Consider the following 19,041-nt stretch of genomic DNA (forward strand, 5'->3'; position numbering starts at 1 on the left):
CCGTCCGACGGGTGCCGACATGGGGTATCTGCCGGCACCTGGCGGTCTCCCCCTGGGCGAGGAGGCCCCCTCGCCGGAGGAGAAGAGCTTCTTCGAGGAGGTCGGCGGCCATGAGACGTTCCGCAGGATCGTGGACGTCTTCTATGACCAGGTGGCCGAGGACCCGGAGTTCCGCGCCCTGTACCCGGAGGAGGACCTCGAGCCGGCCAAGCGCCGTCTGCTGATGTTTCTCGAGCAGTATTGGGGCGGGCCCCGCACCTACCAGGCCGAGCGCGGCCATCCTCGTCTGCGCATGCGTCACATGCCCTTCCGCGTGGACGCCGCCGCGCGTGACACCTGGCTGAGGTACATGCGTCGGGCTGTGGAGGAGGCGGAGCTCTCTCCCCTGCATGAGCAGATCCTCTGGGACTACCTGGAGCGGGCAGCCCACTCCATGGTTAACAGCTGAGCGGCTGAGGCCGCGGACGAACCGCTCTGCCTGCGCTGGCCCCGGAGACCCCGGCCTCCTCCGCCGAGGGTCATCGGCGCTCAGAGCCCTGAGCGGCGGCAGAGGATGAATCCCCCTGCGGAGCTGAGCCGCACCCACCGGCCCCGTGAGTGCAGGGTGGTGCGTCCACCGGCGCCCTGTGCGGTCAGGAAGTTCAAGGCGTGGGCGCCGAAGGCGGCACCTGCCGGCACCTCACAAGACTCGGCCTGACCTGCGAGTTCGGCCAGGTCACGGCCCCACACGCGTTCGCGCACCTGCTCCACCACGGCCGCACCGGCGGTGGCGGGAAGAGTCTCGGTGATCTCAGCGATGCCGTTCTCCGCGGCAGCGCGGACCACATCGTCGTCGAGCTCTCCCTGCACCTCCCAGCCCGCACGCGGCGGGGTGACCGCGGCCCACGGCACCGTCAGTCGGCTGGGCGGCAGAGGAAGCACGGTCTCTGCAGGGTTCAGGCGGGCGAGCCGCTCCGTGATGGAGCTGAGTTCCGCCGTGACGTCGGCGTCGGAGGGCTCGGCCAGCGCCATGGTGCGCAGCCCGAGGACCGCGGGGAGTCGGCCGACCAGGGAGCCAGGGGTCATCACCGGCACCCACGCGGCGAGCACCGAACCGACGACCTGCAGTCTGATCCCCTGCTCCTGGATCCGCCGGGCGCGGCGGATGTAGGTGCTCAGGTCCTGCAGCGCGACCGCCTCGGCGAAGCGGAGCACCTCGGTCTCGGCGTCCGAGCCTCCAGAGGACCGGGTCCCGGCGGCGGCCGCCGAGGGCCCGTCGGAGGAGACGTCGGAGGGCTGGGGCGCGCTGCGCGGATCGGTGCTGGTCATGTCTGACATTGTCCCACCCGGGCTGGCCCGGGTCGTCTCGGCGGCCAGGACTGTGTCCCGCAGTGACGCTCCCAGCCGTGCCTCCTCCGGAAAGGGCTCTGTCACGGGGCACGATCACGTCCCCGTGGGGTGGACCGCGCCGACAGGGGGTCGGTCCCCCGGCCCGCTGGAGGTGTCTGGATAGAGTGGTCCTCAGCAGCTGCCCAGCTGTTCGCCCGCGCCGCGCTGACCGAGTCTGGGCGCAGCGCCTGGTGCGCCGTGGACCGGTGACCGGTGACTGTGTCATCTTGCCCACAGCGCCCGCCGACCGCATCGAAGACCGGAGGTCCCATGCCTGAGCGTCCGTACCGCATCCCCACCCCTGCCGAGGCTGTCGAGCGGCTCGTGGGCATGCTGGACCTCGAGCAGCTGGATCCGGCGGAGGCGGCGGGCAGTGAGGAGCGCTTCCGCGGGCCCGTCTTCGATCAGGCGTTCTGGAGGGTCTTCGGCGGTCAGGTGCTCGCCCAGTCGGCGATCGCCGCCGTGCGCACGGTGGATTCCGCACGGGTCATCCACTCGGTGCATGGGTACTTCCTCCGGCCCGGCGACGCCACCAAGCCCCTGGAGATCGGCGTCGAGCGGCTCCGGGACGGCGGTTCGTTCTCGGCCCGCCGCAGCCAGGCCTACCAGGACGGTCGGCCGATCCTGTCGATGATCGCCTCGTTCCAGCGGCCCTCCCCTGGACCCACTCACCAGCAGGAGATGCCGCTGGACATCCCGGCCCCGGAGGAGCTGGCCCCGCCACACGAGCTGGTGGGGCACGTCAAGCATCCGGTGATGCAGGAATGGGGCCATGGCCGGCCGTTCGAGATACGCCATGTGGACCGGCCCATCTACCTGGAGGGGGACACCGTGCCGCGGGCCTCCAACGCCGTGTGGATGCGCGCCCGCGCCCCGCTTCCCGAGGACCCGAACATCCACCGTGCCGCGATCCTCTACGCCTCGGACTACACCTTGTTGGAGCCGGTGCTGCGCCGCCACGGCCTCTATTGGGCGAAGCCCGGCATGAAGGTGGCGTCCCTGGACCACGCCATGTGGTGGCATCGTGATGCGGCCGCCGATGAGTGGCTGCTCTACGTCCAGCACAGCCCCAGCGCGCAGAGCTCCCGCGGGCTCGGTGCCGGAGCGATCTACAACCGCGACGGCGCACTGGTGGCCACCGTCGCCCAGGAGGGCATGGTGCGCCGGCCCCAGGGGCTCAGGCCGCGTATCCAGGAGCGCATCCAGCATTCGATGGTCCGTAGCTCCCGGACCCAGCGGCAGCTCGATCGCAAGTACGGAAGCGCCTGGGCCTCTCGTTACTTCACTCGCTGAACGTCACTCGCTGAGTGACGAGGGAGCAGAGGCGCCCATGCACGTCGGGCCCCTCTGGCCGGTGCTCAGACCGACACCGGGCTGAGGGTGCGATAGAGCCGTCGGCTGGCCGTCGCAGTCGCCGCCCAGGAGTACTCTTCGGCCAGGACGGCGGCGGTGCCGCTGTAGCGTGCCCAGGCGCGGCGGTGCAGGATCAGCCACCGCATCTCCTCGGCCCATGCGGCAGGATCCAGGGTCTGCACGAGGCGGCCGGTGCGCTGGTGACGGACCAGCTCTGACAGCCCGCCGACGTCGTGGGCCAGCACCGGGGTGCCGCAGGCCATAGCCTCCAGGGCGACCAGCCCGAAGGATTCGCTGTAGGACGGCATCAGCACCGCGTCGCTGTCTCGGAAGAGGTCGGCGAGCTGGGGATGCGGCAGCGGGTCCGTGGTGCGCACCAGGTCCTCGACGCCGTGGGCGGCGGCGAGCTCAGCGATGTCGAGGGCGTCTTGGCCGCTCTGTCTCCCAGCCACCGTCAGCTCCACCGGGGTGTCGGGCATCATGCGGCGGAGCTTCCCCAGTGCGGCGACCGCCACCTGGGGGCCCTTGTGCGGCTGCAGCCGGCCGGCGAACGTCAGCCGAAGGGGCCGCCCCTCGAGGTGCAGCCGAGCGTCCTCCCCGGCAGGCGGATGGAACACGCTGAGGTCCACGCCCGGGCGCACCAGGGCCACGCCGGCGGGCTTCACGTCGAAGAGCCGCACCAGGTCGTCCCGCTCACGGAGGGTGTTGGCGGTCAGCATGTCCGCGGAGCGTGCGATCCGCGACTCGGCCGCATCACGGCGAGGATCCTCTGCGGCCTGCGGATCGCACTCCTGCTTGACCGCGCCGATGGTGTGCATGGTGTGCACCAAGGGAGCCCTCAGCCGACGAGCCATGGTCAGCCCGGCCAGTCCGGAGATCCAATAGTGCGAGTGGACGGTGGTCACCGCCCCCGGATCGACGGCCGCCAGGCTGCGCAGTGCGCGCTGAGCCAGTGACTCCGTCTCGTCCACCAGGCTGTTCTTGTCCCCATCGGTGCCTGCCTGGAGGTGGTGGACGCGTCGCCCGTCGGCGAGCTCCCGCACGTGGTCGGGTCCCTCACCGGTGGTGACCAGATCGATGCAGACACCGGCGGCGCGCAGAGCCCGGGAGAGGGAATTGACATAGACGTTCAGTCCTCCGGCGTCGCCGGCTCCCGCCTGCGCCAGCGGGGAGGTGTGCAGGCTCACCATCACGATGCGAAGTGCTGAGGTGCCTCCGCAGGGAAGCGTCGCCGTGGGGCTGGACATGGTGTGAGTCTCCATGGGCGGCTGATGGGGTCGTGGCGGTCCTGGACATGGGCCCGCAGTCTCCATTGTGCCTGAGCGCCGGTGGGCTGTGGGCCGTGAGTCGGAAGCTTCAGAGCGGCGCAGGCATCCCGGGACCCGTCGGTGTCGGGAGCGGGAGCCAGGGAGACCAGGCCTGGTCAGCCCAACGACTCAGCGAGCCAGATATTCCGCACAGCGGGTCGTGTCGACGTCGTCGTCGAGCTCCCTGGTGAACACCCACAGCCCCTGGTCGTCGGCGATCACGGGCTCGAAGCCGAGCTGCTCGGCACGGTCGAAGGCCTCCCGGGGGGTCAGCGGATCGGAGCCGCCGAGCTCCTCGACGCGGTCATCGATGATCAGCCAGCTGAGCCGTTCCGCGTCGGTGGTGCCGTTGAGCCCCACACGGGTGCGGTCCACCAGATGCGGCACCGCGGTGTCCGCGGCCTCGATGCAGACACCGTCAGGGATCACCGCAACGGCACGCTCGTGAGCCTGCGCGCGCTCCGTCATCTCCCAGTTACCGGCGGTGAGCGTCCGCTGGAACGGGAAGACCTGGGGGAAGAACAGCGTGCCGATCAGGCTGACCGCCAGCACGGTGGAGGGCAGCGCGACCGCGAGCCGGCCCGCGGTGCGCGGCGCGGTGCGTGCCGCGATCCGACGCAGAACGTCCAGGGCCGCCAGCAGGAAGACCGGAGCGAGGATCGCGTCGTACTGGTAGACGGGCGCCCAGACGTTGAGTCGGTCGTTGAAGAGGCGAGAGAGCAGGATCGGCGCGCCGATGATCACATAGGGCGAGGCGAAGGGCAGCAGCCACAGCGGCAGGAAGTGCAGCAGCCACAGGCCGACCTTGAGCGGATGGTCGACCAGGACGACAGCGGCGTTCCACGGCTGGGTGAGCATGAAGGCCACGGCGGCGCCCGCCGAGGCGCCCAATGCGGTGAACTCCCAGTAGCCGAACTCTCCGGCCGGCGAGAAGTGCGGGATGACCACCTCGGTGGCGAACCAGTAGCCGAGACCCCCCAGTGCCGCCGTGGTGAGGGCCGGCAGCCACCAGCGACGCAGGGCGAGCACGAGGGCGATCGCGATCAGTGTGACGCCGAGATCCTCGCGGACCAGCAGAAGGATCGCCGAAAGGCCGACCGCCAGCCAGGGACGGTGACGCTCGATCGCCCAGATCACCCAGGCGATGATCGGAACCCCGAAGGCGATCTCGTGGAAGTCCCAGTTGATGATCGCCTGGAACGGCCAGTACAGCAGCAGGGCGGCGGCGCTGAGCAGACCTGATCGATGGCCGAACCAGCCTCGCACCACCAGATAGACCGGGATCGCGGTGGAGACCAGCAGAGCCGTCATCGCGATGTTGAGCATCCGCGGATCGTCCCAGAGCCAGTAGAGCGGGGCCAGAGCAGCGATGATCGGATGGAAGTGATCGCCGAGCAGGTGGAAGTCCTCACCCTTGATCGGGACAATCGGTGCGCTGAACAGGGCGTACTGCCGGACCGCCTGGTCGAAGATGCCGAGGTCGTACCCCTTGGCCTCGAAATTGCGGAATCGCAGCAGAGAGTGCACCAGGTACAGCAAGGAGGCCGCCGTCATCACGGCGGCCAGCTGCATCTTCTGTGAACGCGTCAAGCGCCCCGGGAGGGATTCGAACCCCCGACCGGCGGATTAGAAGGCCGCTGCTCTATCCCCTGAGCTACCGAGGCTGGTGCTGGTCGGAGCCCCGCACGCCACACCCTGAGGCAGGATCGTGCCGCGGTTCCCCTCCAGTCCGATCATCTAGTCTACCGAGTTCGTTCCTCCACAGGCGACCTGCACCCCCTGGCGACACGCCGTCACCTCCACAGGGGCCGATGATCTGCTCGCTCCTGACCGGATGGCCGAACAGACTGGCTCCACCGGATCACATGCACCGGATCACATGCACGACCCCAACTCATCCGAGCATCACCACCAGCACGAGCTCCCCAGGAGGACATCATGAACGAGACCGTCACCGTCCGCGGATTCATCGGCAACGAGGTGCGAACCATCACCACCGACAAGGGACTGCCGATCTCCAGCTTCCGGCTGGCCTCCACTCCGCGGCGCTTCGACCGCGAGCGTGGCGAGTGGGTCGACGGAGAGACCAACTGGTTCACCGTGACCTGCTTCCGCGCTCTGGCACAGAACGTCCGCACCACCGTCTCCAAGGGCGATCCGGTGCTGGTCACCGGTCGTCTCAAAGTTCGCCAGTGGGCCAACGACACCGGCCAGCGCGGCACCTCCGTGGAGATCGATGCCGACGGCGTGGGTCATGATCTGACCTTCGGCACCGGTTCCTTCATCCGGCTGGGCGGGCAGCCCGCCGACTCGGCGAGCGGCTGGGGCACAGCAGGGGCGGGCCTGACACCGACCGAGGACGCCGCGGACCTCGCCGACTCGGACGCACGGGATCCAGGACCGGATGCCGCGGCAGGGGCAGGCCACGGCTCCTCCCCTGAGGTCTCCCCGGGAGGGGACGAGGAGCTCGCAGGGGCCGAGACTGTCGACGCCCCCTTCTGAGCAGAGTCTCCGGCCCGGCCCCCGCGCAGCACTCGAGCCGGACGGTGCGGCGCGGGAGGGGCGGTGCGGAAGCCGTGTCCCCCAGGCGCTTCAGGCGCGATGTGAGACGGGTCGGGCGCGGTCACATGGGGCACACGACGGCGGTCCATTGGGCGAACAGCACAGGAGCCGACTAGCCTGGGGTCCATGGCAGAGTTCATTTACAGCATGGTCAAGGCCCGCAAGAAGGTGGGCGACAAGGTCATCCTCGACGACGTCACGATGTCGTTCTACCCAGGAGCGAAGATCGGCGTCGTGGGTCCCAACGGGGCAGGAAAGTCGACGATCCTGAAGATCATGGCGGGTCTCGACCATCCCTCCAACGGCGAGGCTCGGCTCTCCCCGGGATACTCGGTCGGCATCCTCCTGCAGGAGCCGCCGCTGAACGAGGACAAGACTGTGCTCGGCAACGTCCAGGAGGGCGTGGGAGAGATCTACGGAAAGCTCCAGCGCTACAACGACATCTCCGACGAAATGGCCAATCCGGACGCTGACTTCGACGCCCTGATGGACGAGATGGGCAAGCTCCAGGAGTCCATCGACGCGGCGAACGCCTGGGACCTGGACTCCCAGCTCGAGCAGGCCATGGATGCCCTGCGCTGCCCGCCGGGCGACGAGCCGGTCACCCACCTCTCCGGCGGTGAGCGTCGCCGTGTGGCCCTGTGCAGGCTGCTGCTGTCCAAGCCGGACCTGCTGCTGCTCGATGAACCGACGAACCACCTCGACGCCGAGTCCGTGCTGTGGCTCGAACAGCACCTGGCGGACTACGAGGGTGCGGTCCTCGCCGTGACCCACGACCGCTACTTCCTCGACCATGTCGCCCAGTGGATCTGCGAGGTCGACCGCGGACGCCTCTACCCCTACGAGGGGAACTACTCCACCTACCTGGAGAAGAAGCGCTCCCGTCTGGAGATCCAGGGCAAGAAGGACGCCAAGATGGCCCGGCGCCTCTCCGACGAGCTCGACTGGGTCCGCTCCAACGCCAAGGGACGACAGGCCAAGTCCAAGGCTCGTCTGGCCCGGTATGAGGAGATGGCCGCTGAGGCTGAACGCACCAAGAAGCTGGACTTCGAGGAGATCCAAATCCCGCCCGGCCCTCGCCTGGGCACCCAGGTCATCGAGGCCGGGAACCTGCAGAAGGGATTCGGGGACCGGCAGCTGATCGACGGCCTCTCCTTCTCTCTGCCCCGTAACGGCATCGTCGGGGTCATCGGCCCCAACGGCGTCGGCAAGTCCACCCTGTTCAAGTCCATCGTGGGACTCGAGGGACTGGACGACGGCGAGCTCACGGTGGGTGAATCGGTGAAGATCTCCTATGTCGACCAGTCGCGCGCGGGCATCGACCCGGAGAAGTCCCTCTGGGAGGTGGTCTCTGACGGGCTCGACTACATCAAGGTCGGCAATGTGGAGATGCCCTCCCGCGCCTATGTCTCCGCCTTCGGTTTCAAAGGACCAGATCAGCAGAAGAAGGCCGGGGTGCTCTCCGGCGGTGAGCGCAACCGCCTGAACCTCGCCCTGACGCTCAAGCAGGGCGGCAACCTGCTGCTGCTGGACGAGCCGACCAACGATCTCGACGTCGAGACCCTGGGCTCACTGGAGAACGCACTGCTGGAGTTCCCGGGCTGCGCCGTGGTCATCTCCCACGATCGCTGGTTCCTCGACCGTGTGGCCACCCACATCCTGGCCTGGGAGGGCACCGAACAGGACCCGGCCCGCTGGTACTGGTTCGAGGGGAACTTCGAGTCCTACGAGAGCAACAAGGTCGACCGTCTCGGTCCTGAGGCGGCTCGCCCGCACCGGGTCACCCACCGCAAGCTCACCCGCGACTGAGGCTCGACCCCAGCCGCCGTCACGACGAGGCCCCGGACGAAAGGTCCCTCTCAGGATCATTCGTCCGGGGCCTCGTCATCGACAGCACCGCGTGACCCGGCGCTGCGGGACCAGAGGTCGGCTCAGACGGGAGCTGCGGCGAGATCCTCCACGCGCGGGAACTTCACGGGGGCGGCATCGGTCATCTGCTCCAGGGTGCGGATGACCTGAGCGGAGTAGCCGAACTCGTTGTCATACCAGACGTAGAGGATCGCCTGGCGCCCGTTGACGATCGTGGCCAGGCCGTCGACTATCCCGGCCGCGCGGGTGCCCACGAAATCGGTGGAGACGACCTCGGCGGAGTCGATGTAGTCGACCTGCTTGTGCAGCGAGCCCTCCAGCGACTCCCGGCGCAGGAACCGGTTGAGCTCGTCCTTGCTGGTCTCCCGCTCCAGCTCCAGGTTCAGGATCGCCATGGAGACGTCCGGGGTGGGCACGCGGATCGAGTTGCCAGAGAGCTTCCCGCTCAGCTCCGGCAGCGCCTTGGCCACGGCCTTGGCGGCCCCGGTCTCGGTGAGCACCATGTTCAGCGCCGCCGAACGACCCCGACGCTCGCCCTTGTGGAAGTTGTCGATGAGGTTCTGGTCATTGGTGTAGGAGTGGACCGTCTCCACGTGCCCATGATCGATCCCGTAGGCCTCGTGCATCAGCTTGGCCACCGGCGTGATGGCATTGGTGGTGCAGGACGCCGCGGAGAGGATGCGGTCCTCAGAGGTGATGTCATCATGGTTCACGCCGAAAACGATGTTCTTGATACCCCCCTGGCCCGGTGCGGTGAGCAGCACCCGGGACACGCCAGGTGCCCTGAGGTGCTGGCTGAGGCCCTCCTCGTCGCGCCAGCGGCCCGTGTTGTCCACCACCACCGCGTCGTCGATGTCGTGGACGGTGTAGTCCACCGCCGCGGGATCGTCGGCGTAGATGACCTTGATCCACGTCCCGTTGGCGATGATCGCCTGGTTCTCCTCGTCGAGACGAATCGAACCGGCGAAGGGACCGTGCACCGAGTCTCGCCGCAGCAGCGAGGCGCGCTTGGCGAGATCGTTCTCCGAACCACGGCGCACCACGATGGCTCGCAGTCGCAGTCCGGAGGCCGAGGAGGCTCGGCCCACCAGGATCCGTGCCAGCAGACGGCCGATGCGGCCGAAACCGTAGAGGACGACGTCACGCGGCTCGGAGCCGCCCTCTCCTCGGCGGCTCACGACCTCGGAGAGCTCGTCGCGCAGGAAGGCGACGAGATCCTCGGATCCCGACTTCTTGAACTTGGAGTTCAGGCGGGCGATGTCCACGCTGGCCGCGCCGAGGTCCAGAGTGGTCAGGGCCTCCACCAGGGGAAGCGTCTCAGCGATGGGGAGCTCAGTCTCATCCACCTGACGGGCGAATCGGTGGGCCTTGAGGATGTCGATGGCGGACTGATTGACAAGTTTCCGGCCGTGGATCCCGGTCACCACGTTGTTCTCGCGGTAGAGCCGGCCGATCAGCGGAATCATGGCTTCCGCCATGGACTCTCTGTCGATCCACTGCTGGAGGTGCTCGTCAGCATGGTGCGGCACAGTTGTGTTCCTTCCGTGAAGACGTCATTGTCTTGGGCGGAGTGCCTCGCACCGCCGGCATCCTCGCCGCGGCGCGTCGTCGAAGCGTTCCTCGGCCCAGTCTAGAGCGTCGGAGCGGGGGTCGGAGTCACAGCGGCCACCACCGACGTCACATGTGAGACAGAACACCCCGCGCGCCGAGTTCGGCGGGCGGGGCGAGTGGGACGGGCCGGCCTGTACGCCGGATTCTGTTCCGCACGTGACGTACGGAGGCCATCATCCATCTGGGCCGCGTGTCACCACGGGCCTCGAGCGGTCAACCCGGATGCTCAGGCGGGCAGCCCTCGGACGCATCCTGTTCGACCTTGCACCGGATGGGGTTTGCCGAGCCGCAGCAGTCACCTGCCGCGCTGGTGGTCTCTTACACCGCCGTTTCACCCTTACCCGCTGCGAACGCCCGAGGGCGCACAGCGGGCGGTCTGTTTTCTGTGGCACTGGCCTGCGGGTCTCCCCGAGTGGGCGTTACCCACCATCCTGCCCTGTGGAGTCCGGACGTTCCTCGACGCCGCAGTTATCCGACCGCGCACCCTGGCGCAGTCGGGGCCTTGCGGCGGCGCGATGGCCCGGCCGACCCGTCCCGGGTGTCCATAGTACGCCAGCGACGAGCCCTGCCCGGACCGATGCTGGGCAGGGGTGACCCTTCTCTCCCGAATCTGCCGGACCTCGAGCCGGACGGGGCCCTCAGCTGGGCGGAGCGACCCGAAGTCGGGTCGGTGAGACGACATCCTCTACGGCGAGCTCCTCCCCCTGGACGACGTCGTGTTCCGCCACTGCGGAGATCTTCAGGGGGTGACCGTGATGCGGAACGGTGAACTCGAAGGGGCTGCCCGCGGGCGCTCCGGTGAGAGCTTTGCCCAGGGTCCCGATCGTGTCCTCCAAGCGAGCCTGGGGAGTCTCCGCACGGCGCACCGCCCGCAGTGCCAGGCCGGTCACCGCGAGCACCACCAGGGCGGCCAGCCCGGCCAGCAGCAGTCCGCCGGCCGTCCCGAGCTCGAGCGCGCCCAGCCCCATCCATCCCCCGTAGCCGGCGCCGGCCACCGCGGCGCAGAGCGATGTCGAAGACAGCAGCCCGTCCCCGCCGAGGTCCGGCAGCACCGAGTCCAGCAGGCCGTCGAGGAAGAACGTGACCACCGTCAGGACGGTGAAGACGACGGCGACGAGGATGAACCAGATGACCACGGCGTCTCCCGGGTCAGTCCTGCCCGAACGCGGAGGTCCTGGCTGCGTCAGAGTCCGACCCAGCAGACTTGGCCTCCTCGGAGTCGCCGTCCGTGACGGCCTCGGCAGAGGACTGCTCGTGGTCGGCCTGTACGCCGGTCGCCGTGAGGTCCTGGCCGGTGAAGTTCTTCAGCAGCTCGCGCAGGTCGACTCCCAGGGTGGAGCTGGCCAGCTCCACGGCCTGATTGACGTTGTCGATGCCGTTCTTGACGACCTTGTTGGCGCCGGCGGAGTCGATCACCGTCAGCGAGTCGATGTTGTTCATCGGCGCGGCCGCCTCATGGGCGATCTCCGGCAGCGTGGCGATGATGCGGTCCATGATGGCCGCCTGTCCGAAGCTGCGGTAGGCCTCGCCCTTTTCATGCAGTGCCAGGGCCTCCGCCTGCCCCCGCTCGCGGATGGCGGCAGCCTCGGCCTCGCCCTCCAACAGAACGGCCCGCGCCTCCTTCTCGCGGCGATCCAGGTCCGCCTCGGCGGCCAGCCGGACCCGCTCAGCCTGAGCCTGCGCCTCAGAGACCTCCGCCACGCGCCGCGCCTCGGCCTCCTGCTCGGCGCGGTAGCGGTCGGCGTCGGCCTGCTTGTGCACCTCGGCCACGAGCTCCTGCTCGCGCAGCTGGGCCCGCCGCTCAGCAGTCTCGCGCTGCTGGTCGACCACCGCGCGCTGGGCCTCGGCCTCCGCCCGCGGACCGGCGGCCGCGGCCTTCGCCTTGGCCTGGTCGGTCTCCTCACGGATGGTGGCGTTGCGCAGGTCCAGCTCTCGCTGTGATTCGAGGATCTCCTGCTCAGCAGCGATATGGGCCCGCTCCGACTCCCGACGGGCGTTCTCCTCGGCGATGTCAGCATCGCGCTTGACCTTGGCGGCCTCGGGGCGGCCGAGGTCGACGAGATAGTCGTTGTCGTCACTGATGCCCTGGATTTGGAAGGCGTCCAGCAGCAGGCCCTGGTTGGTCAGAGTGGACTCGGACTCGTCCAGTGCACGGGTGGCGAAGGCCTCCCGCTCCCGGTTGACCTGCTCCACGGTCATGGTGCCCAGGATGGAACGCAGGGAGGCTTCGAGGACGTCCTTGGTGAACCGCTCGATCTCCTGCTGCTGTCCCAGGAAACGCTGGGCGGCGGCACGGATGGAGTCCTCCTTGCCGTCGACCTTGACCAGTGCGACGGCCTCCACGTGGAGGTTGATGCCGTTCTGGGTGATCGCCGAGGTCTCGAGGAGGACCTTGCGGGACTCCAGGGACATGGAGTCGGACTTCTGGACGAAGGGCAGGACGAAGGTCCCTCCGCCCTGGACGATCTTCTGGGTCGCCGGCAGTCCGGAGTCGGCGCTGCGCTTGGATCCCGATCCGGAGACGATGATCGCTTCGTTCGGCTTCGCGATGCGGTAGCGCGCGACGATCGCGGCGATCGCCACGACCACCACCAGGATCAGGCCGAGGATGGGGACGAACAGGCTCGCCCCGAGCAGTGTCTCGAGCATCAGGTCAGTACCTCTTCAGCTGGATGTTCTTCAGGTGCGTCTCGTGATTCTTCAGTGTCCGCGGGTCAGCCGATGCACCCACGCCACGGCGGCTGCGTCGCCGCCCCGACCGTGATGTGCAGGCATGACCCTGGGGCCGAGCGTATCAGCAGGAGGATCACTGCTGACTCGCTTTTCCACAGGGCGGGAAGCCTCCTGCGCCTGCCATTGATCACACTGTATTGCGAATCGTTCGCATTTCTCCTAGATTCTTCTCCTGTGTTTCCCTTCACTGCCGTGCTCGGCCAGGACGCGTTGAAGAACTGTCTCGTCCTCAACGCCGTGGACCCCGCCATCGGCGGCGTCCTCGCCCTCGGAGACCGGGGGACGGCGAAGACCACCACCATCAGAGCCCTGGGCGATCTCCTCCGCCACCACGAGATCGACATGCCGGTGGCGGAGATGCCCCTCGGCGCCACCGAGGATCGCGTGCTCGGCAGCCTGGACGTGGACAAGGCGCTGCGGGGAGAGATCGTCTTCGCTCCCGGGATCCTCAGCGACGCCCATGGTGGCTTCCTCTACATCGATGAGGTCAACCTCCTCGACGACTTCCTGGTGGACGTTCTGCTCGACGTCTCGGCCTCAGGGGTCAACCGGGTGGAGCGGGACGGCCTCAGCCACACCCATCCGGCCCGGTTCGTGCTGGTGGGCAGCGGCAATCCCGAGGAGGGTCAGCTGCGCCCTCAGCTGGAGGACCGCTTCGGCCTGGCCACCGATGTCCGCACCATCACGGACCCGGCGCTGCGGGTCGAGATCGTGCGCCGCCGGCTGGAGCACGACGCCGACCCGGAGGCCTTCGCCCGAGGCTGGCAGGGCCGCCAGACCCAGCTCGCGGACCGGATCCTCTCCGCCCGGGCACGCCTGGGAGCCGTGGCGCTCCCGGACTCGATGCTGGACCGGATCGTCGACGTCTGCGTGGAGTCGGGTGCCGTCGGACATCGTGCTGACCTGGTGCTGGCGCGCAGCGCGCGAGCTCTGGCGGCGCTGGCCGGCCGTGACGAGGTCACCCCCACCGATGTCGCCTTCGCCGCCGTGCCCGCACTGCAGCACCGCACCCCCTCCCGCCCCGGGGACCGCAGCACCACACCGGCCGCCCGGGTGAAGCTCAGCGCCGCCCGCGTGCTCAGACTTCGCGCTGCATGAGGGGCCAAGCCCTCCCCGGAGACCCCCGACGTCTCCAGCGGCGCCCGGATCGAATCACGTCGCTGGCCTCGGCACTGGGCGGAGACGCGCTCCCGGCCATCGAGGTGCCGCTGCAGCTGGTGATGACGGCGTGGGAGGCTGGGGCAGCATGCGGTGTGCTGTGCACCGGGGATGCGCTGCTGGCCGAGGCCGCATTCCGTCGTCTGCTTCCGGCGGCCGATGCCTCGATCGGCCACGCGTCGATGATGACGGCAGAGCAGATCGCGGCACTGGACTCGCCGCGCCTGCTCGCCATGGCGGCTGATCTCGAGGACGTGCCGCCGGCACTGCTGCGCCGGTGCACTGCCATTCTCCGATTCACCGGCACCACGTCGCCTCTGGACCGAGCAGACCGAGCAGACCGGTTGGATCGGGCGGATCGGGCTGACTGGGCGGGCCAGGCGCGCGCGGTGGACGACGATGAGCCAGGGGCCGGGACCTCCGATGCCCTCGCCGCCCGCGTGGTCTCTCTCCTGGCACGGGCCGACTGCCACGACCATGCACTGGACGCCGCGGCGACCCATCTGGCGGCGGGACTGGCGGAACAGGTCGGGGTCGACCATGCACTGGCGCTGGTGGAGGCGGTCGTCGCTGTTCCCCGGCAGGTGGCGCGTGGTTCCTCCGACGACCTCGCCGAGGAGGCTTCCAGCTGCACGCCCGAGGACGGGTCGGCCCCCGACCAGGGCACCGTGGAGGAGGAACCCTCCGCCGAACAGGCGCCGGGAAGCGGTCCGTCCCCGGATGTCGACCAGCCCTCGGAGCCCGACGCCCAGCCCGGCGACGACGAGCCGGCCGATCTCTCGGAAGCCAGCGCGACGGAGGAGGAGCAGCCCCCTGCACCGGGTGCCGGCGCGGAGACCGCCCCATCCGCCGAGGATCCTGAGGAGATCCAGGCGGCGGCACTCACGGAAGCCAGCTCCCCAGGAGTCCCCTCGACCCCCGCCCCGGCCGATGTCGAGGGCGGGGAGCAGACGGGCGAAGACGGCGTGGAGGACGCCGACGAGGACGCCGACGAGGACTCGGCGAGCGATTGTGCCGCCGCGCCCGACTCTCCCGGTCCGGACGCGTCGAGTCCTGCGGGAGGCCCCGGCCACGACGACGCCGAAGCTCTCGCCGTCGACCTCGGCGAGCTGCGCCTGGATGCGGAGAGCCTGGAGTTCAGCCTGCAGGCAGGGGCGGGGGTGAGACCCTCCGGGATGCCCACGACGGCGACTCCCCCGGCTCGTCGAGACGCCATGGCCCGCCGCCATCATGCGGGCCGAGGCGGCTCCGAGAGCCTCTCCACAGATCGCGGTCGGATGATGCGCGAAGTCCCGGTGGAGCGCGCGGGCGGGGTGATCGCCATCGCCCCGACTCTGCGCCGGGCTGCCCGACGCCACGCCGCTGCGCTCGGAACAGGCCAGGCCCCCGCCACAGTCCAGAGCCAGGACCTCCGCGGCGTGCTGCGTCGGCGCAGAGGCGGCCTGCACACCGTGGTCGTGGTGGACGGCTCGTCATCGATGGGGGCAGGCGGAATCGCCCGGGCGGCCCAGGAGGTCGACGAGCTGATCTCCTCCTCGGTGTCCCGGCGGGGCGCGGTCAGCATGGTGCTGGCCTCGGGCGCCGCCGCCCGCGTGCTGGTCACCCGCTCCACCAGCGTGTCTCGGATCCGAGAGGCAGCACGGCGTGAGCCCGCCGGCGGCGGCACTCCCCTGGTCCATGCGCTCGAGCTCGCCGCAGCCATGGTGTCCGAGGACGAACCGGCGCACCGCCGAGTGGTGATCATCTCCGACGGCCGCCCCACCGTCGGCCGCGGAGGCACTCACCTTCGGCAGGAGGCCGCCGTCCTGGAGCTGGAGGAGCAGCTCGAGACTCTCATGGACCTGTGTGCCCGCGTCTCTATCCTGCCGGTCGGAATAGCATCGGAGGGCGGTCTGCGCCGCGCCATGGCTCCGTTCCGGCGCGCGGGAGCGCAGGTGCTCTGACCATCGCGGCCGTCGTATCCCCGGCGGCCGTCGGCGCTGGTAGCCTGCTGCGGTGCTGATCTTTCTCCCACCCTCCGAAGGCAAGACTGCTCCGCGAGACGAGCACGCCGCGCCCCTTGACCTGACGTCCATGGCCCTCCCCGAGGTCGAGGAGCAGCGCCGGGCCGCCGTGGACGCACTCATCCGGATCAGCCGGCAGGACGACGCCCAGCAGGTCCTCAAGGTCGGAGCCAGGGTGATGGAGGAGGTCGAGCAGAACCGACGGCTCTGGGAGGCACCGGCCGCGCCGGCCCATGAGGTCTACACCGGCGTGCTCTTTGATGCTCTGGACGCCTCGGCGCTGCCTGCGGCGGCCTCGGCGCGAGCCGCCGAGCAGGTGCTGGTCTTCTCCGGCCTCTTCGGGGCGACCTCGTTCGCCGACCGGATCCCCGCCTACCGGCTCTCCATGGGGGTCGACCTCTCCCCCGCAGACGGTGAGGGTCCGGGCAAGCTGGGCGGCTACTGGCGCCGGGCTCTGGCCGAGCCGCTGCGCCGGCGGGTGGGCGACCAGCTGGTGCTGGACTGCCGGTCGGCCGGCTACGCGGCGGCCTTCCGGCCCGAGCCGGACCAGACCCTGGTGGTCAACAGCTTCACCGAGCGTGCGGGCGAGAGGAAGGTGGTCACCCACTTCGCCAAGCACGCCCGTGGCGTGCTCACCGGCATGGCTCTGCGTGCGGAGCAGGAGCCGCGCACGGTCGACGACGTCGCCCAGCTCGCCGCCGCCCGCTGGGAGGTCGAGGTGCGCCCGGCCACCGGCCGCACGCCCCACCAGCTGGACCTCATCGAGCGGGGCTGATTATCGACCCGAGCTGAGATCGAGCGGGGCTGAACAGCCTCTCGGCCGGGCCGTCGACCCGCTCCGCAGGGCGCCTCAGCGGGTCGGCTGGATGCGACTGGCCGCCGGGTCCCACGAGGTGCCTGCGGCGGCGGCGTCCATCGCCTCGTTGCTCAACGCGTCGGCGTCGCCGTTCTTGGCCCGGGGAATCCAGGTGAAGGTGACGTTCATCAGCGGCAGGATCTGCGACGCCTCCTGGGCCAGACGCTGCATGTCGGGGTGCTTGATCTTCCAGCGTCCGCTCATCTGCTCGACGACGAGCTTGGAGTCCATACGCACCTCGACGGTGGCCTCAGGATCGATCTGCCGAACCAGGTTCAGGCCGTCGATCAGCCCCGTGTACTCGGCCACGTTGTTCGAGGCCTTCCCGATCGGGGTCGCCTGGGTGGCGAGGATCCTGCCCTGCGCGTCCCGCACGAGGGCTCCGGATCCGGCGGTGCCCGGGTTGCCGCGGCTGCCGCCGTCGGCCTCGATGATCAAGGTGGTCACGTCTCTCCTGTCACGTCCTGGCTGAGTGGCTCGTCACCGGACCAGGCGGGCATCACCGAAGTGTCCGGATCACCGACCCGGAGTGATCACGAAGTCCCAGGGGTCGGTGTTGATGCCGCTGACGGCGACCTCCACATCGTAGCCGCGATCGGTCAGCGCACGGTCCAAGGCGTGCGCCGCGGCGGGGAGCCACAGCCACTCGCTGGCGAAGTGGGAGACGTCGATCAGATAGGGCCGCCCGTCCCGCACCCCCTCACGAGCTTCAGAGGCCGGGTGGTGGCGCAGGTCGCCGGTGATGTAGACGTCGGCCTCCGCGTCGCGCGCGGCCTGCAGCAGGCCGTCACCGGCGCCTCCGCACAGCGCCACCTTCCGGATGAAGGCGTCGCGATCCCCGGCCACCCGCACGCCGCCTGCCACCGCCGGCAGGATGGAGAAGACCGTGGCGGCGAACTCCCCGAGCGTGGTCCCCTGGGGAAGAGTCCCCAAGCGGCCCAGGCCCTCCTCCTGAAGACCGTCGGGGGCAGGACGCAGCGGCTCGGCATCCTCGAGCCCCAGGATCTCGGCGAGCACGTCGTTGACCCCGCCGACGGCGGAGTCCCCGTTGGTGTGCGCAGTCAGCAGCGCACAGCCGGACTCGATGAGACGGTGGATGATCTCCCCCTTGAAGGTCCCTGCCTCGACGCTCTGCACCGGCCGCAGCAGCAACGGATGATGGGTGATGAGCAGGTCGGCGTCGGCGGCGCAGGCCTCCTCCACCACTGCGCGGACCGGGTCCACGGCGAAATGGATGAGCTCCACCGGGCGGTCACGGCGACCTGAGACCAGTCCGACCGCGTCCCAGTCCTCGGCCAGGCCGACGGGCCAGAGCTCCTCGACGATCTCGAGCACGTCGCCGAGCAACGGGGTCTGGCGGTGCGGCGGCACCGGCGATGCGGCGGCGACATCCTCGGCGGGCTGGTCGGTGCGGGATCCGATCCCGGAAGTGTGTGCCATGGCTCCAGTTCTACCCCGTCGGCCTGAGGGATCACCAGGGACACACCAGATCCGGGGCACTTGCCCGATGGAGGAATGTCCGCGCGTCCGCCGGAGTTGTCGCAGTCATGACGATCCACAGTGACCCGACGAGACCCGGTGCGCCCTCGCTACGGACCCTGGTGCTGGCAGCCGGATGCTTCTGGTGCCTGGACTCCCTGGCCCGTCGCCTGCAGGGTGTCCACGCGGTGCGCAGCGTCTATACCGGCGGTCAGGGTCCCGCGGACTACGAGTCCGTCTGCTCCGGGACCACCGGACATGCCGAGGCGGTGGAGATCGTCTTCGACCCGGAGGTGATTCCTGCCGAGATCCTCTTCGAGGTCTTCTTCACCTCCCATGACCCGACCTCGCTGAACCGGCAGGGATACGACGTCGGCACCCACTATCGCTCGGCGATGTTCTACGCCGATGAGCACGAGCGTGCGGAGTTCCACGCGGCGATCGAGCGGGCGCAGGCCGCCTATGAGCGTCCCATCGTCACGCAGCTGGAGCCGCTGGGCCCGGTCTTCGAGGCCGAGCCGGTGCATCAGAACTTCCACGCCCGCCGGCCCGGCGTCGGCTACTGCCAGGTGATCATCGACCCGAAGGTCGCGCGACTGCGCCAGCATTACGCCGCGTGGCTCCGGGAGGACATCCTGGTCTGATCAGCCGATAGAGTCAGAGCCGGGGTGCTCTGCCCGACGGGGTGAGGCAGCCCCACCAGCCTGCGCGTCAGATCCCACCACCCTCCTGGAAGAGGTTC

The 19,041-nt window shown here is 69.3% G+C and carries 16 protein-coding genes, 1 tRNA gene and 1 other RNA gene; 8 read left to right on the forward strand and 10 right to left on the reverse strand.

The annotated features are described in order from the left end of the window. The first annotated feature begins 19 nt into the window (after window positions 1-19). Window positions 20-448 (forward strand): globin, encoded by a 429-nt coding sequence (locus HNR09_RS15995; protein ID WP_218882213.1) that lies wholly within the window; start codon window positions 20-22, stop codon window positions 446-448. Between the two features lie 80 nt (window positions 449-528). Here the strand turns inward: HNR09_RS15995 and HNR09_RS15190 are convergent, their stop codons facing one another. Then, on the reverse strand, window positions 529-1,308 hold the full coding sequence (locus tag HNR09_RS15190) for a DUF8185 domain-containing protein (protein ID WP_246348898.1): 780 nt from the start codon (window positions 1,306-1,308) through the stop codon (window positions 529-531). Between the two features lie 330 nt (window positions 1,309-1,638). Here HNR09_RS15190 and HNR09_RS15195 point away from each other — a divergent pair, with 330 nt between their 5' ends. Next, on the forward strand, window positions 1,639-2,661 hold the full coding sequence (locus HNR09_RS15195) for an acyl-CoA thioesterase (RefSeq protein ID WP_179542796.1): 1,023 nt from the start codon (window positions 1,639-1,641) through the stop codon (window positions 2,659-2,661). 65 nt (window positions 2,662-2,726) lie between these two features. Here the strand turns inward: HNR09_RS15195 and HNR09_RS15200 are convergent, their stop codons facing one another. The 3 genes from HNR09_RS15200 to HNR09_RS15210 form a co-directional block, all read right to left on the reverse strand. Continuing rightward, the gene (locus HNR09_RS15200; RefSeq protein ID WP_179542797.1) at window positions 2,727-3,968 is read right to left on the reverse strand and encodes a glycosyltransferase; all 1,242 of its coding nucleotides are present in this window, start codon (window positions 3,966-3,968) and stop codon (window positions 2,727-2,729) included. Window positions 3,969-4,157: 189 nt separating this feature from the next. Continuing rightward, window positions 4,158-5,618 (reverse strand): DUF2079 domain-containing protein, encoded by a 1,461-nt coding sequence (locus tag HNR09_RS15205; protein WP_246348900.1) that lies wholly within the window; start codon window positions 5,616-5,618, stop codon window positions 4,158-4,160. 1 nt (window position 5,619) lies between these two features. Continuing rightward, window positions 5,620-5,692 (reverse strand) — tRNA-Arg (locus HNR09_RS15210). Between the two features lie 274 nt (window positions 5,693-5,966). On the opposite strand from HNR09_RS15210, the gene HNR09_RS15215 reads away from it, so the two are divergent. Beyond that, a complete protein-coding gene (locus HNR09_RS15215) occupies window positions 5,967-6,530 on the forward strand; it encodes a single-stranded DNA-binding protein (protein WP_179542798.1) in 564 nt (187 codons plus the stop codon). 186 nt (window positions 6,531-6,716) lie between these two features. Next, the gene (gene ettA, locus HNR09_RS15220) at window positions 6,717-8,399 is read left to right on the forward strand and encodes an energy-dependent translational throttle protein EttA (protein WP_179542799.1); all 1,683 of its coding nucleotides are present in this window, start codon (window positions 6,717-6,719) and stop codon (window positions 8,397-8,399) included. 122 nt (window positions 8,400-8,521) lie between these two features. Here the strand turns inward: ettA and HNR09_RS15225 are convergent, their stop codons facing one another. From HNR09_RS15225 to HNR09_RS15240, 4 genes are all read right to left on the reverse strand, one after another. Further along, the gene (locus HNR09_RS15225; protein ID WP_179542800.1) at window positions 8,522-9,988 is read right to left on the reverse strand and encodes a glyceraldehyde-3-phosphate dehydrogenase; all 1,467 of its coding nucleotides are present in this window, start codon (window positions 9,986-9,988) and stop codon (window positions 8,522-8,524) included. Between the two features lie 200 nt (window positions 9,989-10,188). Next, an RNA gene (gene rnpB, locus HNR09_RS15230) (RNase P RNA component class A) lies at window positions 10,189-10,602 on the reverse strand. A 106-nt stretch (window positions 10,603-10,708) separates the two neighbouring features. Beyond that, a complete protein-coding gene (locus HNR09_RS15235) occupies window positions 10,709-11,206 on the reverse strand; it encodes a hypothetical protein (RefSeq protein ID WP_179542801.1) in 498 nt (165 codons plus the stop codon). A gap of 13 nt (window positions 11,207-11,219) precedes the next feature. Beyond that, complete coding sequence (locus tag HNR09_RS15240; RefSeq protein ID WP_179542802.1) at window positions 11,220-12,719, reverse strand: flotillin family protein; 1,500 nt, start codon at window positions 12,717-12,719, stop codon at window positions 11,220-11,222. Window positions 12,720-12,977: 258 nt separating this feature from the next. Here HNR09_RS15240 and HNR09_RS15245 point away from each other — a divergent pair, with 258 nt between their 5' ends. From HNR09_RS15245 to HNR09_RS15255, 3 genes are read left to right on the forward strand one after another with little or no spacing between them, the layout of a single operon-like run. After that, window positions 12,978-13,901, forward strand: coding sequence for an AAA family ATPase (locus tag HNR09_RS15245; RefSeq protein ID WP_218881958.1), 924 nt, complete (start codon window positions 12,978-12,980; stop codon window positions 13,899-13,901). Continuing rightward, the gene (locus HNR09_RS15250; RefSeq protein WP_179542803.1) at window positions 13,898-15,904 is read left to right on the forward strand and encodes a VWA domain-containing protein; all 2,007 of its coding nucleotides are present in this window, start codon (window positions 13,898-13,900) and stop codon (window positions 15,902-15,904) included. Before HNR09_RS15245 ends, HNR09_RS15250 begins: the two co-directional genes overlap by 4 nt. Before the next feature lie 52 nt (window positions 15,905-15,956). Further along, complete coding sequence (locus HNR09_RS15255) at window positions 15,957-16,739, forward strand: peroxide stress protein YaaA (protein WP_179542804.1); 783 nt, start codon at window positions 15,957-15,959, stop codon at window positions 16,737-16,739. 75 nt (window positions 16,740-16,814) lie between these two features. Here HNR09_RS15255 and HNR09_RS15260 read toward each other — a convergent pair whose 3' ends face one another. After that, window positions 16,815-17,267, reverse strand: coding sequence for a reverse transcriptase-like protein (locus tag HNR09_RS15260; RefSeq protein WP_322479596.1), 453 nt, complete (start codon window positions 17,265-17,267; stop codon window positions 16,815-16,817). Window positions 17,268-17,336: 69 nt separating this feature from the next. Then, on the reverse strand, window positions 17,337-18,260 hold the full coding sequence (locus HNR09_RS15265; protein ID WP_179542805.1) for a Nif3-like dinuclear metal center hexameric protein: 924 nt from the start codon (window positions 18,258-18,260) through the stop codon (window positions 17,337-17,339). Window positions 18,261-18,367: 107 nt separating this feature from the next. Between HNR09_RS15265 and msrA the strand changes: the two genes are divergently transcribed. Beyond that, on the forward strand, window positions 18,368-18,943 hold the full coding sequence (msrA, locus tag HNR09_RS15270) for a peptide-methionine (S)-S-oxide reductase MsrA (RefSeq protein WP_179542806.1): 576 nt from the start codon (window positions 18,368-18,370) through the stop codon (window positions 18,941-18,943). Window positions 18,944-19,041 lie beyond the last annotated feature (98 nt).

It is taken from the genome of Nesterenkonia xinjiangensis, from assembly GCF_013410745.1.
In the GTDB taxonomy this organism is placed as follows: Bacteria; Actinomycetota; Actinomycetes; order Actinomycetales; family Micrococcaceae; genus Nesterenkonia; species Nesterenkonia xinjiangensis.

What these genes read in the sequence shown, in the direction of transcription:
- HNR09_RS15995 (WP_218882213.1), top strand. Translation starts at nt 20, where the DNA reads ATGGGGTATCTGCCGGCACCTGGCGGTCTCCCCCTGGGCGAGGAGGCC.
- HNR09_RS15190 (WP_246348898.1), bottom strand. Translation starts at nt 1,308, where the DNA reads ATGACCAGCACCGATCCGCGCAGCGCGCCCCAGCCCTCCGACGTCTCC.
- HNR09_RS15195 (WP_179542796.1), top strand. Translation starts at nt 1,639, where the DNA reads ATGCCTGAGCGTCCGTACCGCATCCCCACCCCTGCCGAGGCTGTCGAG.
- HNR09_RS15200 (WP_179542797.1), bottom strand. Translation starts at nt 3,968, where the DNA reads ATGTCCAGCCCCACGGCGACGCTTCCCTGCGGAGGCACCTCAGCACTT.
- HNR09_RS15215 (WP_179542798.1), top strand. Translation starts at nt 5,967, where the DNA reads ATGAACGAGACCGTCACCGTCCGCGGATTCATCGGCAACGAGGTGCGA.
- ettA (WP_179542799.1), top strand. Translation starts at nt 6,717, where the DNA reads ATGGCAGAGTTCATTTACAGCATGGTCAAGGCCCGCAAGAAGGTGGGC.
- HNR09_RS15240 (WP_179542802.1), bottom strand. Translation starts at nt 12,719, where the DNA reads ATGCTCGAGACACTGCTCGGGGCGAGCCTGTTCGTCCCCATCCTCGGC.
- HNR09_RS15250 (WP_179542803.1), top strand. Translation starts at nt 13,898, where the DNA reads ATGAGGGGCCAAGCCCTCCCCGGAGACCCCCGACGTCTCCAGCGGCGC.
- HNR09_RS15265 (WP_179542805.1), bottom strand. Translation starts at nt 18,260, where the DNA reads ATGGCACACACTTCCGGGATCGGATCCCGCACCGACCAGCCCGCCGAG.
- msrA (WP_179542806.1), top strand. Translation starts at nt 18,368, where the DNA reads ATGACGATCCACAGTGACCCGACGAGACCCGGTGCGCCCTCGCTACGG.